12 protein-coding genes and 1 pseudogene (1 of these 13 running past the window's edge) are annotated in these 12,996 nt (G+C 71.8%); 1 reads left to right on the top strand and 12 read right to left on the bottom strand.

The genetic code is table 11. From position 1 onward, the window contains the following. The 10 genes and pseudogenes from D455_RS0110260 to recG all read right to left on the bottom strand — a co-directional run. Positions 1-1,965: chromosome segregation SMC family protein (locus tag D455_RS0110260; RefSeq protein ID WP_017570635.1), on the bottom strand; the 1,965-nt coding region annotated here is incomplete at its 3' end. 366 nt (positions 1,966-2,331) lie between these two features. Then, entirely contained in the window at positions 2,332-2,523 is a 192-nt protein-coding gene (locus D455_RS0110255) for a hypothetical protein (protein WP_017570634.1), read from the bottom strand. 365 nt (positions 2,524-2,888) lie between these two features. Then, positions 2,889-3,176: an acylphosphatase gene (locus tag D455_RS0110250; RefSeq protein ID WP_017570633.1), complete on the bottom strand. Its 288-nt coding sequence runs from the start codon at positions 3,174-3,176 to the stop codon at positions 2,889-2,891. A 59-nt stretch (positions 3,177-3,235) separates the two neighbouring features. Further along, entirely contained in the window at positions 3,236-4,090 is an 855-nt protein-coding gene (gene mutM, locus D455_RS0110245; protein WP_017570632.1) for a bifunctional DNA-formamidopyrimidine glycosylase/DNA-(apurinic or apyrimidinic site) lyase, read from the bottom strand. Between the two features lie 7 nt (positions 4,091-4,097). Next, positions 4,098-4,865 (bottom strand): ribonuclease III, encoded by a 768-nt coding sequence (rnc, locus tag D455_RS0110240; protein WP_017570631.1) that lies wholly within the window; start codon positions 4,863-4,865, stop codon positions 4,098-4,100. A 492-nt stretch (positions 4,866-5,357) separates the two neighbouring features. Continuing rightward, positions 5,358-5,534, bottom strand: coding sequence for a 50S ribosomal protein L32 (rpmF, locus tag D455_RS0110235; RefSeq protein WP_017570630.1), 177 nt, complete (start codon positions 5,532-5,534; stop codon positions 5,358-5,360). Between the two features lie 134 nt (positions 5,535-5,668). Further along, on the bottom strand, positions 5,669-6,250 hold the full coding sequence (locus D455_RS0110230) for a YceD family protein (protein ID WP_051064613.1): 582 nt from the start codon (positions 6,248-6,250) through the stop codon (positions 5,669-5,671). Between the two features lie 215 nt (positions 6,251-6,465). Beyond that, positions 6,466-6,960: a pantetheine-phosphate adenylyltransferase gene (coaD, locus tag D455_RS0110225; RefSeq protein ID WP_017570628.1), complete on the bottom strand. Its 495-nt coding sequence runs from the start codon at positions 6,958-6,960 to the stop codon at positions 6,466-6,468. Between the two features lie 449 nt (positions 6,961-7,409). Beyond that, on the bottom strand, positions 7,410-8,006 hold the full coding sequence (rsmD, locus tag D455_RS0110220) for a 16S rRNA (guanine(966)-N(2))-methyltransferase RsmD (RefSeq protein WP_017570627.1): 597 nt from the start codon (positions 8,004-8,006) through the stop codon (positions 7,410-7,412). A 332-nt stretch (positions 8,007-8,338) separates the two neighbouring features. Beyond that, positions 8,339-10,541, bottom strand: a pseudogene (gene recG, locus D455_RS29990) (ATP-dependent DNA helicase RecG). A 439-nt stretch (positions 10,542-10,980) separates the two neighbouring features. Here recG and rpmB point away from each other — a divergent pair. Then, the gene (rpmB, locus tag D455_RS0110210) at positions 10,981-11,166 is read left to right on the top strand and encodes a 50S ribosomal protein L28 (RefSeq protein ID WP_013151263.1); all 186 of its coding nucleotides are present in this window, start codon (positions 10,981-10,983) and stop codon (positions 11,164-11,166) included. A 250-nt stretch (positions 11,167-11,416) separates the two neighbouring features. Here the strand turns inward: rpmB and D455_RS0110205 are convergent, their stop codons facing one another. Both D455_RS0110205 and D455_RS0110200 read right to left on the bottom strand, forming a co-directional pair. Beyond that, positions 11,417-12,076 (bottom strand): cellulose binding domain-containing protein, encoded by a 660-nt coding sequence (locus tag D455_RS0110205; protein ID WP_017570625.1) that lies wholly within the window; start codon positions 12,074-12,076, stop codon positions 11,417-11,419. A 239-nt stretch (positions 12,077-12,315) separates the two neighbouring features. Further along, on the bottom strand, positions 12,316-12,996 hold the 3' portion of the coding sequence (locus D455_RS0110200) for a thiamine-phosphate kinase (protein ID WP_026122492.1). It continues 288 nt past the right edge of the window; 681 of the gene's 969 nt are visible here — the last part of the coding sequence; its start codon lies off the right edge, out of view; its stop codon occupies positions 12,316-12,318.

Below are 12,996 nucleotides of genomic sequence, written 5' to 3'. Positions count from 1 at the left end.
CAGGCTCGGCGCGGCGGCCGATCCACCGTGGACCAGCGCGGCGGCGAACACGTCGCCCCCGGGGGTGACGGCACGCACCCCGGAGACCTTGCGGACCAGGTCGCGGGCCGCGGAGGCGTCGGCGACCAGCGCCGTGCGGTCCAGCAGGGCGGTGACGGCACCGCCCAGGTGCTCGGGGGCGACGACGGCGTCGACGGCGTAACGGACCCCGGCGGGCAGCTCGGGCCACTCCTGGCGGGGAACCGCGGGAACGGCCCCGGCGATGACGATCCCGGCGCGCCCGGCCTCCTCGGACCTGAGCAGGTCGAGCGCCACCACGGCGGTGTCGGGGTCGCTGACGGCGACCGCCCCGGCGGCGGTGCCGAACGCGGCGGCCACGGCGGTCTCCTGACCCGTCTCGACCTGGACGAGGGTGGCGAGGCTGCCGAGCATCCCCGGCAGGTCGGCGCCCAGGAGGGTGTCGGCGCCGTCCTTGTGCGCCAACCCCAGCTCCAGTGCCTCCTTGCGGGCGGCGAGCGCGGCTCGCTCGCCCTCGGCGGTGCGCTCGGCGTCGCGGAGCCGGTTGAGTTCGGCGTCGGCCTCGGACAGCCGACGGGCGGCCGACTCCTGCGCCGCGTCGAGTTCGGCGTCGCCCTCGTCGAGCCCGGCCGCCTCCTCGGCGGCCATCTCGTACTCGGCCTGCGCCTGTTCGGCGCGTTCGGCCGCCTGCCGGGCGGACTCCTCCAGCCGGGTGATCTCGTCCTCGCTGGAGGCCAGACGGCCGCGCAGGCTCTCCACCCGCGCGGACAGGCGTACGAGGCCCTCGCGGCGCTCCGCGGAGGCACGGGCCGCGGCCTCCAGACGCTTCTCCTCGCGGTGCAGGGCGTCCTCGGCGGTGGCGCGCTCGGTGACGGTCGCCTCCAGGGCCTCCCGGGCCTCCTCCAGCCTGAGGAGGAGCTCCTCCTCCTGGGCGGCGGCCTCCTCGGCCTCCATCTCCAGTTCCTCGGGATCACGGCGGTGGACCGGCTCGTCCTCGACGGAGGCCAGGTTGCGGTGGCGTTCGTTGGCCAGGCCGCGCACGGCGTCCAGACGCTCGGTGAGGCGCGACAGGGCGTGGTAGGCCTCCAGGGCCCGGGCGAGCGCGGGAGCGGCGGCGGTGGCCTGCTCCTCCAGCGCGGTCTCGCGCTCCTGGGCCTGGGAGAGGGCGGCCTCGGCGGCCCCGCGGCGGGCGAGGACCTCCTTCTCGTCGGCCTCCTCCTTGGCCAGCTGCTCGGTGAGGGTGACGATGTCGTCGGCGAGCAGGCGCAGGCGCGCGTCGCGCAGGTCGGCCTGGATGACGGCGGCCCTGCGGGCGAGTTCGGCCTGGCGGCCCAGGGGTTTGAGCTGGCGGCGCAGCTCGGCGGTGAGGTCGGTGACCCGGTCCAGGTTGCCCTGCATCGCGTTGAGCTTGCGGATCGCCTTCTCTTTGCGCTTGCGGTGCTTGAGGATGCCCGCGGCCTCCTCGATGAGGGCGCGGCGCTCCTCGGGGCCGGCGTGCAGGACGGTGTCCAGCTGCCCCTGGCCGACGATGACGTGCATCTCACGGCCGATGCCGGAGTCGCTGAGCAGGTCCTGGATGTCCAGGAGGCGGCACGTGTCGCCGTTGATGGCGTACTCCGAACCGCCGTTGCGGAACATGGTCCGCCTGATGGTGACCTCGGTGTAGTCGATGGGCAGCGCGCCGTCGGTGTTGTCGATCGTGAGGCTGACCTCGGCGCGGCCCAGCGCCTGGCGGGTGGAGGTGCCCGCGAAGATGACGTCCTCCATCTTGCCGCCGCGCAGGGACTTGGCCCCCTGCTCCCCCATCACCCAGGACAGGGCGTCCACGACGTTGGACTTGCCCGAGCCGTTGGGACCGACCACACAGGTGATCCCCGGCTCGAAACGCAGGGTGGTGGCCGACGCGAACGACTTGAAGCCGCGCAGCGTCAGGTTCTTCAGGTACACCCACACCTCCCACAACGGTCACCGCGGATACACAGCGCGACCACCTAAGGGTGCCACGAGATGGTGACCGGAGGGTGGGGTTCGGGCTGGTGTTCCCGGGCGGACGCCCTGCGGTTCCGCGCCGGGGCGGGAAAGAGGGGGGATGTCCGGCGGACACGGAGGGTTGTGACGGGGTCCGCCGGGTACAACGGTAAAAAAGCCACAAGGGAAAGGAAAGTCTGCGGCTCGGTGGACTGAGGGTCGATACCGGTTCGTCGACGGTTCGGCCAGGGACGCCTGGCTCATGCGTTCGGCGTCCCCGTCAGTGTGTCGACCACGCTCGGAGCGGACCGGTCTGTCCGTGCCCGAAACGTCGACGAGGTCGGGTCAGGCGAGCGCGGGCTCGCGGTCGGTCGCGCTGGAGGCGACGTCGGTGACGGCCATGCTGAGCTGGTCGTTCTCTGCCTGAAGACGGCTGATCTCGTCCTCGAGGTCGCGTACCCGCTTCTGAAGCCGCCGCATCTCCGAAACCATCCGAGGGTCGGAGCCGCCGACGTGGCCAAACAGAGCCTTCGCCATGATGTGGGTCCTCCACACTGAGTGACCAGTGGTGATCCGCGCACGTGATGCCCCGTGGGAACGTCAGTCGATGCCGTCTCACACGGGTGGAAGAACTGCGCGATGTGTCTTCCAGAGTCTCACCGCACGCGCCGCTGGTCAAGATTGGATTACAACAGTCCGTAACGGCCACAACCCAGACAGACACATCTGGGCAGGTGACAGCGCACGATCCGAACACGGCTACCCCGGGCTGCGCCGGAGCGTGCGGGCGCCGAGAACGCCCCGCGTTGGTCGCTGCGCACTCCGCGAGACCTCACCACGAGCCTTACGTCGGCCGCCGCGGTCGCGCGGTGTGCTCGGATCGCGTTACCCCACAAGCATACTCACCGTTCGACGAATCCGGTGAACGTCCCCCCAGACGAGGACCAACGTTCGACCACGGAGTCCACACGGCCGGGTGTTGCGCCGCCCCTGAGATGGCCAAGAAGCCGTTCGCAGGCCTCCCTCGGGCCCTCGGCGACCACCTCGACCCGGCCGTCGTCGAGGTTCGTGGCGGCCCCGATCAGTCCCAGTTCCAGCGCCTTGGACCGCGTCCACCAGCGGAAACCCACTCCCTGGACGCGCCCGCGCACCCACGCGGTCACACGGACCGCCTCGACGTCGTCCCCCACGGACCGACTCCTTACTTACCCGGCAGACACACTTTGCTCACCGACACGCCGAACGGCCCTCACCCACGGCCCCGGGGCGCCTTCTGACAGGTCGGGCAGCTGTACGAGGAGCGGTTCATGAACGCCTCACGGATGATCGGGGCACCGCACCGGCCGCACGGCCGGTCGCGGCGGCCGTAGGCGTTGAGTCCGCGCTCGAAGTAGCCGCTCTCCCCGTTGACGTTGACGTACAGGCCGTCGAAGGTGGTGCCGCCCACCTCCAGGGCCTCGTTCATCACCTGGCGCACGTGCCCGAGCAACTCGGTGGCCTGTGCGTCGGACAGACCCCGCGTGGAGCGCGCCCAGTGCAGCCGGGAGCGCCACAGCGCCTCGTCGGCGTAGATGTTGCCGACCCCGCTGATCAGCGACTGGTCCAGCAGCGCCCGCTTGACCTCGGTGCGCCGGGCCCGCAGAGCCCGCACGAACGTCTCCGGGACGAAGTCGGGGTCCAGCGGGTCCAGGGCGATGTGGTCCACCGAGGAGGGCACGTCCTCGCGCGCACCGGGCTCGTCCACCAGCAGGTGGCCGAAGGTGCGCTGGTCGACGAAGCGCAGTTCCGTGCCGTCCGAGAGCGGCAGGCGCACGCGCAGGTGCTTCTCGTCGGGCTTGCCCGTGGGCTGGACCAGCATCTGCCCGCTCATACCCAGGTGCGTGAGGAGCATCTCCCCGTTGTCCAGGACCAGCCACAGGTACTTGCCGCGGCGGCGCGCGGCGGTGGGGACGCGGCCCGACAGACGTGCGGCGAAGTCGGCGGCACCGGGCACGTGCCGCCGGACCGAACGGGGATGCAGGACCTCGACCGCACCGACGGTACGGCCCAGGGCGTGCTCGTTCAGACCTCGGCGGACGACCTCCACCTCGGGGAGTTCCGGCACGGCTGGATCACCTCCGCCCGTCGCCCGAGGCGGCGCCCTGCCCGTCGGCGGCGGCGGTCTCCTTGGCGGCGGTCTCGGAGCGGGCCTTGATGGCCTTCCACGCCGACTCGGCGGCCTGCTGCTCGGCCTCCTTCTTGCTGCGTCCCTCGCCCAGGCCGTAGCTCTCCCCCGCGACGCGCACCGTCGCGCGGAAGGTCTTCTGGTGGTCGGGGCCGCTCTCGTCCACGTGGTACTCGGGGACACCGAGCATCTCGGCGGCGGTCAGCTCCTGGAGGGAGGTCTTCCAGTCCAGCCCGGCGCCCAGCCCGGAGGCCGTGGCGATGAGCGGGTCGAAGAGCCGGTGCACGAACTCCGAGGCCACGTCCAGCCCGCGGTCCAGGTAGACGGCGCCGATGATCGCCTCCAGGGTGTCGGCGAGGATCGAGGACTTGTCGCGGCCCCCGGTCCCCTCCTCACCGCGGCCGAGACGGATGTAGGTGCCGATGCCCAACTCCCGGGCGACGTCGGCGAGGGCGCGCATGTTGACCACGGCGGCGCGCAGCTTGGCGAGCTGTCCCTCGGGCAGGTCGGGGTGCTTGCGGAAGAGGGTGTCGGTGACCACCAGGCCGAGCACGGAGTCCCCGAGGAACTCCAGGCGCTCGTTGGTGGGCAGGCCGCCCTTCTCGTAGGCGTAGGAGCGGTGGGTCAGGGCCCTGAGCAGGATCTTCGGGTCGACTTCGACCCCGATGGCCTGGTGGAAGGCCCGGGCTTCGGATGCGGAGAGTTGGCTGGCCACTCGTTCACTTCCCTGTTCGTACGCGCCGGTGTGCGGCACGCGGACGGCTGGAGTCGGGTACGGACCCCGCGGCCCGGCCAGGGTGCTCGAAAACGAGGTGATCGTCGCGGGAGGTTCCGCTCCCCCGGCAACCACCACGAACTCGGGAACCCGGAGAGCCCGGATCACGGTTCGGCACGAGGACGCCCTCGCACCTGTGTTCGTCATGTATCGGATGCTGTTTCTCAGATCACTCTACAAACCTCCGCGCGAGGGCGCTCGGGCAGTGGCGGGACAACGGGTGTGACCCGCGTGGACGCGGACCGCGCACGTGCGGAGGCACGGAACGGCGCACGTGCGCGGGCGAACCGGTGACAGCACTTCGGGGCGGACCCGTCGAAGGGGTCCGCCCCGAGAGGGTGGGAGTCGGGTGCGGGGACCCGAAGCCCGTCATGTGCCAGACGCGTGCCGCTGGTGGTGTCCGGACCAGCTCGGTGATCCAAGGAACGTCCCTCAGGCGGGGTTGACGACCTGGCGGTTGTTGTAGGTGCCGCAGGTCGGGCACGCGGTGTGGGGCAGCTTGGGGTCACGGCAGCGCGGGCAGTTGACCAGCACCGGGCGCGACGCCTTCCACTGGGAACGGCGGGTCCGGGTGTTGCTCCGCGACATCTTCCGCTTCGGGACGGCCACTTTATCCTCCTGGGTCACCCCCGCGCGGTCGCGGGAGGTCGCTTCTCTCGGTCACCCCGCGCGCTGTGGCGGGGAGGGTGTGCTCCGGTCGGCGGGGACGCCCGGGGGCGACCGTCCGCGATCGGTTCACGAGCTCATCGCTCGCCGGGATCCTCCGCTATCTTGCGGAGCGCCTCCCAGCGCGGGTCGATGTTGTCGCCGTGGCCGTGGTCGGGACCGGCCTCGGCGAGTTTGGCACCGCACTCGGAGCACAGGCCGGGGCAGTCCGGGCCGCACAACGGTGTGAGCGGGAGCGCGAGCACGACGGCGTCTCGGACCACGGGTTCGAGGTCGAGCAGATCGCCCTCTAGATAGTAGTCCTCATCCTCGTCACCCGCGTCCTCGTCCGTCCCGGTCGCCTCGTCGTCGTCGGCGGAGTACCGGTACAGCTCCTGGAATCCGGCCTCGATGTCGTCCGAGATCGGGTCCAGGCAGCGCGAGCACTCGGCGGTGAGCTGGCCACGCGCGGTGCCGGTGACGAGGACGCCCTCCATCACCGCCTCCAGGCGCAGGTCCAGTTCGATCTCGCTGCCCTCGGGTACGGCCGCCATCGCCGCGGCGAGCGCCTCGGGGACGGTCACGATGCGGTTGACGGTCCGCATCGACCCCGGCTGGCGGCCCAGCTGGCGGGTGTCGACCACGAAGGGGTCGCGAGGATCTAGACGAGACAGGGTCATCGGACTTTCACGAGGCTTCCGGCTGTGTCGGGCGCGCGGGAGGCGTCGTGCTGCGACTGGCGCGACCGGCGTTCGGGCACGCGCCGAAAACCGACGATGCCCATGGTCGAACCGAGAGTCTACCCAGCATGTCCCCGACCACCCAAATCAGCCCCGGACCCGGCGGCGGACGTACGTGGTCGGCGGCGGTGGCGGGGCGCGCGACGGGAGCCCGCTCAGCGGCCCTCGGAGTCCTTCTGCGCGTACTTCTCGCGCAGGCGCTCCTGGACGTAGGGGGTGACCAGGCTGGAAACGTCCCCCCGGTGCTGGGCGATCTCCCGGACCAGACTGGAGGACAGGAAGGAGTACTGCGGGTTCGCCGTCATGAACACGGTCTCCACGCCGGAGAGCCGGTAGTTCATCTGGGCGATCTGGAGTTCGTAGTCGAAGTCACTGACCGAGCGCAGACTGCGGACGATGGTCTCGATGCCGTTCTCCCGGCAGAAGTCGACGAGGAGTCCGTCGAACTCGCTGACCCGGACGTTGCCGAGTTCGGCGGTGCTCTCCCGGAGCATGTCGAGCTTCTCGGGGACGCTGAACAGTCCGCGCTTGTTGACGTTGTTGAGCACCGCGGTGACGACCTCGTCGTACTGCTTGGCCGCTCGGCCGATGATGTCGATATGACCGTAGGTCACCGGGTCGAAGGAGCCCGGACAGACGACACGGCGCACGGTGGATCGCCCCTTTCAAGAACTACGTTCGGGTACCGCGATCGTAGGGGTTCGCCCTCGTGCCGATTCGGGCAACACCCGCTTAGCGGCCACATCCGCCCAGGGGCGGGACGTGCAGGCGCTTTCCGCGCGCCACCTGCCATGACGGTCGGGAACGGGCGTTCGGCGGACGGGCGCCCCGGTCGCGCCGGAACCGGCCCCGAACGCTTTCCTATCCCAGTTTCCGTCGCCGTCCGGGAGGCTCGCCGGAACGCGGGGCGGCCCAGGCGTCCCGGGGCACGGTGCGCACGCGGACCGGAATGCCTCCCGCGTCCTGGCCCGCAGAGGCCAGGACGGGTGGAACGCGGGGCGTACGTCACACGTCCCACCCGACCACCCCAAGGTGGTCGGGTCAGACGCGGTGGGCTCCCTCGCACCCAGCGGGGTGGTCCAACCGCGCGCTCGGTCGTTCACGACCGAGAAGCTGACTCGGGGGTGGGGGCGGGTGACGGGCGGGCGTACCAGAGCACCGCCTCCCCGTACCCCCGTCTGCGGTCGCGCTCCAGGCCGTCGGGCCAGGCGGGCTCGGCGCCGCGCTTGGAGCGTTCGACGACGACCACGGCGTCCTCGACCAGCCAGCCGTGCCCGACCAGGGCGGTCAGCATGGCGGTGACCTCGGCGTCGGTGACGGCGTAGGGCGGGTCGGCGACCACGAGGTCGTAGGGATCACCCGGGTTGTCCTGGCCGAGCACCCGCTCCACCCGGTCGGCGGTCAGCTGGGCGCCGGGGAGACCGAGGGTGCGGATGTTGTCCCTGAGGACCTGGGACGCCTTGCGGTCGGCCTCCACCAGCAGTGCGTGTGCGGCGCCCCGGGACAGGGCCTCCAGGCCGATCGCGCCCGAGCCCGCGTACAGGTCCATCACCCGGAGGCCGTCGAGGGGGCCGAGGTCGGACTGGACGGAGGAGAACAGCGCCTCGCGGGCCCGGTCGCTGGTGGGCCGGGTGTTACGGCCCTCGGGAACGGAGATGCGCCGTCCCCCGGCCGTCCCGGCGATGATGCGGGTCATACTCCCCAAGGTAGCGGGCGGGGTGGGCTGGACGTCCCGGTACGCGGGCAGCACGAAGCGGGTGGGGCGACAGCGCCCCCTTGACCAGGTCCGGCTCGCCCAAACGCACGGCACCAGAGCCTTTCCGGGCCTGTGGACGACCCGGGGTCGTCCACAGGGCGGTCGCCGGGGAGCGCACGGTGCGGGAGCGGTGTCGGGGGGTACGCACCGCACCGCTCCCAGGGGCGGGGCTCCCGCGACCAGGACAGCCGCCGGTCTCCCGCTCCACCAGGCGGCGCCCGCCCCCGTGGCCAGCCGGGCCAGACGCCTCCGACGAGGTGCGCGCGGAAGGTTCAGGCCTTGTCCAGGTACTCCGCCCGGTCCTCGGGCAGCAGCGCCTCCAGCGCCTCGGCCAGCGGCGGGTACCCGGCCAGCTCGGGGTCCTTCACCACGTACTCCGTGGCCTCCTCGCGCGCCTCCCCGATGAGCTTCTCGTCCTTGAGCAGGGTGAGCATCCGCAGGCTGGACCGGGCGCCCGACTGCGAGTCGCCCAGCACGTCACCCTCCCTGCGCATCTCCAGGTCCGCCCGGGAGAGCTCGAAGCCGTCGGTGGTCGCGGCCACCGCGGCCAGCCGCTCCCTGGCCGGTGAACCCTCCTCCGCGTCGGTGACCAGCAGGCACAGTCCGGGCAGCCGGCCACGGCCGACCCGGCCGCGCAGCTGGTGCAGCTGCGAGACACCGAAGCGGTCGGCGTCCATGATGACCATCACCGTGGCGTTCGGCACGTCCACGCCCACCTCGATGACCGTGGTGGAGACCACCACGTCGGTCTCCCCCGCCGAGAAACGGCGCATCACCGCGTCCTTGTCGTCGGGGGCCATCCGGCCGTGCAGCTCCTCCACGCGCAGGTCGGCGAGGGGGCCCTCCCGCAACCGGGCCGCNNAGCACCGCCAGCGGCGGCCGGGCACCCGGCGCGTCCTCCCCTCCCGGCGCGCCGACCTCCTCCTCCGCCTCGTTCCCGGCGTCGTCGCCGATCCGCGGACAGACCACGAACGCCTGGTGCGCGCCGGACGCCTCCTCGCGGACGCGTTCCCAGGCCCGGGACAGGAAGTGCGGCTTCTCACGCGCGGGCACCACGTGCGTGGACACGGGCGCGCGCCCGGTGGGCAGCTGGGTGAGGGCCACCACGTCGAGGTCGCCGTAGACGGTCATCGCGACGGTGCGCGGGATCGGGGTGGCCGTCATGACCAGCACGTGCGGGCGCCCGTCCACGGCCTTCTCCCGCAACGCGTCGCGCTGCTCCACACCGAACCGGTGCTGTTCGTCGACCACCACCAGCCCCAGGTCGGCGAAGGACACGTGCTCCTGGAGGAGGGCGTGGGTGCCCACGACGATCCCCGCCGCACCGGACGCCGCGTCGAGCAGGGCCTCCCGGCGGGCCGCGGCGTTCATGGAACCGGTGAGCAGCGCCACGCGGGTGGCGTTCTCCGCCCCGTCGATCTGCCCGGCGCGGCCCAGCGCGCCGAGCATGGCGCTGATGGACCGGTGGTGCTGCTGGGCGAGGACCTCGGTGGGCGCGAGCATGACCGCCTGCCCTCCTGAGTCCACGACCCGGAGCATGGCGCGCAGGGCCACCAGGGTCTTACCCGCGCCGACGTCGCCCTGGAGCAGGCAGTGCATGGGGTGTGTGGCGTCGAGGCGCTCGGCGAGGCGCCCGCCCACCTCCCGCTGACCGTCGGTGAGCGTGAACGGCAGCCGCGCGTCGAAGGCGTCCAGGACGCCGCCGACCGCCCCGGGTCGGGGCTTGGCGGGAAGCTCCTCGGCCTGGCGGCGCCGTTGGGCGAGCGCGAGTTGGAGGACGAAGGCCTCGTCCCACTTCAGGCGGCGGCGGGCGGCACCGACGTCGGCCCATTCCGTGGGTCGGTGGATGCGTCGCAGGGCGTCGGCGACGCCGAGGAGCCCGCGCCGTTCGCGCAGTTCGGGCGGCAGCGGGTCGGGAAGGCTGTCGACGTCGGCGAGGACGGTGTCGACGGTGCGGGCGATGGTCGTGGAGTCCAGGCCCCTGACCGCCGGGTAGACGGGGATCAGTTCGTCGGCGTAGGCCTGCGCCCGCTCGCCCTCGTGGCCGTCCTCGTCGAGGATCTCGTACTGGGGGTGGTCGAGCTGGCGACGGCCCTTGAAGGTGGAGACCCTGCCGGAGAACATCGCCAGCCGTCCTGCGACGAGGGCGCTCTGGTGGTACGAGCCCCGGTTGAAGAAGGTCAGGTGCAGGCGGCCGGTACCGTCGGTGACGGTGGCCTCCATCATGTCCATGCGGCGGCGTCCCTGCCGTGCGGGCACGGTGCGCCGCTTGGCGTCCAGGACGCGGGCCTGCACGGTGACCTCCTCCCCCTCGCGCAGTCCGGCGAGGTCGGTCAGGTCGCCGCGTCGGTCGTACCGGCGCGGGTAGTAGCGCAGCAGGTCGCCGAGGGTGTGCAGGTCGAGCTTCTCGGCGAGGGCCTTCGCCGTCTTGCCCCTGAGCGGTCCCTTGCTCAGTGGTTCGTCCCAGGTGCTCACGTGTGCTTCCCGTCTCGGTTCGCCGGTCACCGCCACGGTAGTCCTCCGGTGCGACGCTCGCGCGTCTCTCGCGGGATCGTCGGCGCCGCGGGCGCGGGCTGTGGCGTTCTCGGAGGGCCGCGTGCGGCGGTCTCTCCCCGGCCACGGGCGTCCGCCCCTTCCAGCCGGGGTATACTCGGGGAAGTTCATCGCGTTTTCGCCATGCCCGCGTGGCTGATTCGATGCTCCGGTGGCCGCCGAGGTCGTTCCACGACCCCATCCCGGCCCACCATCGCGCGTACGGACACCGGTCGGCGGTCAGGCTGCCGCGTTCGGCCATGTCCTTCGTGTACCCTTCCACGGTTGGCTTTCCCGTCAACCAGTCCGCCCGACCTCTCCCGGTCGGATGAACCTTCGCGTGCGGCGACGTGCGCGATCCCGAGCGCTTGAAGGAGTTACCGTGGCTTCCGTCTGCGACGTCTGCGGCAAGGGACCAGGGTTCGGTAACAGTGTTTCCCACTCGCACCGTCGCACCCGCCGCCGCTGGAACCCCAACATCCAGACCGTCCGCACCCGTGTGGGCGGCACGCCCAAGCGCGTGAACGCCTGCACCTCGTGCATCAAGGCCGGCAAGGTGACCCGCTAGGGTTCCCAGCCCTCCTTCCATGAAGGCCTCCGACCAGCACGGTCGGGGGCCTTCACCCTTGTCGGCCGTCGGTCGCGGTGTCCGGTTCCGCCGTGCGGAGGGCACTGAGGACACGGGGGACTCCGATGCGCGGGGGATCCCGTCCGCGCGGCGGTGTTCCGGGAACGGCCCACCGTCCCGGGGAGCGCCCCCTGTCCCGGGGAGTACCCACCTCGGGGAGGGCTCGCGTGCGGGACCCGCGCGCGGTGGCTCAGAGTTCGCAGATGTGGCCGTTCAGGGAGCAGCGGACCGGGCTCTGCGGCACGCCCACGGCGTCGAAGGTCAGCGCGACCGACTCACCGGGCGCCAGGTCGCCCTGGTCCGCGGGCTGACGGGCCAGGACGCCGTCCTCGATCTCCGCCCAGTCCGCACCGTTGACGTGGGTGACCTCGGCGGACTCGAAGGCCAGTGCCAGCTCCCACGCGGTCAGCGTGGCCTGCGAGGTGTTGGTGACGGTGATGTGCGCGCTGAATCCGACCGACGTGGACTCCGTGATCCGGTAGACGACCGTGGTCGGCTCCGAACCCGCCTGGGTCTGCGGCCCCCGGGAGCCGTCCTCCCCGGCGGCCGACTCGTCTCCGTCCGGGGTGTCGTCCTGTGTGGGCTCGGCCCCGTCCTGGACCCCGGGGGCCTGGGGCGTGCCGGGAGCGCCGCCGAACTGGAGGTAGATCTGGGTGGTGCTGTACCCGAACAGCAGCAGGCCGAGGATGACACCGGAGACGACGAGTACGTTGAGCAGCCGCGGCGGTTCGACGCGTTTGGGAACCGTGCTCTCGATGAGGCCGCCGAACCTCCGCAGCGCACCGGCGTTCTCCGGCTCACTGCGGTGCGCGCCCCGGCGGGTGCTGTTCCGCCAGCCTTGCCGCCCCATAAACCGCCTCTCGACGTTCCCGTCGCCCTCCACCCAGAGCTTCGGCTCCGACCCCTCCCCCGTCGCCGCCTTCCGTCACCGGCACCTTTTCCCTCGGCCCTCGTCGGTCAGCCGCTCGTGGAAACTCCGTGGGTCCGCTGTGGCCCACGAGGTGGGCGCCACGCCCGGGAAACGGTGTAGGCCGTGTTCGCAAAGCCTAGCGCGAGAGTTAAACAGGACAAATCCAAAGAGACTCATCTCTACTGAAAATGGTTCCATCCGCCGTGGTGGGGCGGTTGTCCGTCGACCGTGACCGGATTTGTGTTTTCTCCCGTGCTTTCGTCCGCCGCCGCGACAACGGTGCCCATCCGGTGCCAGTGGTCGGGCAGAACGGTGTCCGGGGGAAAGACGGCGGCGAGTGCGTGGTCCTCCCCTCCGGCGACCATGAGGTCGCGCGCGGTCCGCTCCGCCCCGTCGACGCCGCCCAGGACCCGGACCGCCTCCAGGAGGGCCGGTTCGGGGCGCAGCGCCTCGCCCTCCAGGTCGATACGCACCCCGCTGGCGCGGCAGACGTGCCCGAGGTCCTGGGCCAGGCCGTCGCTGACGTCGAGCATGGCCGTGGCACCGAGCCGGACGGCCTCCGCTCCCCGCGCGTAGGGCGGGCTGGGCCTGCGGTGCTCGGACAGGCACTCGGCCGGGCCGTCGATCCCCCTCTCCAGCAGGGCGAGCCCGGCGGCGGACAGCCCCAGGTGGCCGGTGTAGGCGACCACGTCGCCGGGTCGGGCGCCGTCGCGTCGGACCGGTGCCCGCCCCTGGAGGTCGCCGAGCGCGGTGACCGCGATGGTGAGGGTGTCCGATCCCACCATGTCGCCGCCCACGACGGTGCCGCCCGCGACCGCGCACTCGTCGCGGACCCCGGCGGTGAACTCCTCCGCCCAGGA

The sequence above is a fragment of the Nocardiopsis halotolerans DSM 44410 genome (assembly GCF_000341065.1).
Lineage (GTDB): Bacteria > Actinomycetota > Actinomycetes > Streptosporangiales > Streptosporangiaceae > Nocardiopsis > Nocardiopsis halotolerans.
The sequence above is the reverse complement of the archived record's forward strand: the minus strand, read 5'-3'. Positions and strand labels throughout refer to the sequence as shown.